Origin of the sequence: Melaminivora alkalimesophila (genome assembly GCF_000282995.1) — a bacterium.
Lineage (GTDB): Bacteria > Pseudomonadota > Gammaproteobacteria > Burkholderiales > Burkholderiaceae_C > Melaminivora > Melaminivora alkalimesophila.
Map to the genome: position 1 here is coordinate 1 of NZ_ALEE01000351.1, position 609 is coordinate 609.

Annotated in this window: 1 protein-coding gene; it reads right to left on the reverse strand. The window is 74.2% G+C overall.

All coding sequences use genetic code 11. The annotated features are described in order from the left end of the window. On the reverse strand, positions 1-477 hold a 477-nt coding region (locus tag A612_RS06505; protein WP_019373702.1), incomplete at its 3' end, for a hypothetical protein. Positions 478-609 lie beyond the last annotated feature (132 nt).

The window sequence follows — 609 nt, forward strand, 5'->3', positions numbered from 1 at the left end:
CCACTGGCGGCAGGCGGCGAGCACGTCGGCATGCACGCCGTGGCCCCAGCTGCCGATCTCGCAGTGCACGGGCCAGACCATGAGCGTGTAGCGGCCCTGGGCCTCCAGGGCGTCGAGGTAGCGCAGGGTGCGCTCGGCCACCGACGGCTCGCGCGGCCGGAAGGCGCCGGCGCGCACCTGGGCGGCGCGGATGGGGGTGAAGGGAGGAACGGCGGAGCCGTCGCCCTGCTCCCAGTAGGCGGGGTGGGCCACGTCGAGCTGGTGGTGGGAGTCCAGCGTCAGCGTGAGCTGGTCGATGCGCTCGCCATGGGTGCGCAGGAAGGCAGCCAGCCGCTGCATGTCGGCATGCGCCCCGGGCACCGGCAGCGCCGGGGCGAGGCGGGCGCCAGTGGCCGGATCGCGTCCGTGCCAGTCGGCAGGCAGGTCGCAGAAATCGTTCTGGGGGTCGACGAGGAGAAGGTGGACGGAAGCGGGCATGGAAGTCGAGAGCGGGAAAACAGCGGCGGGACCGCAGCCCTGCCGAAGCGTTCCACGGCGCCTGGGGCGCATGGAAGGGGCTGCGATCCCGCGGGAGAGAGGCGCTCGGCAGGGGCCGGCCCGGCAGGGCCG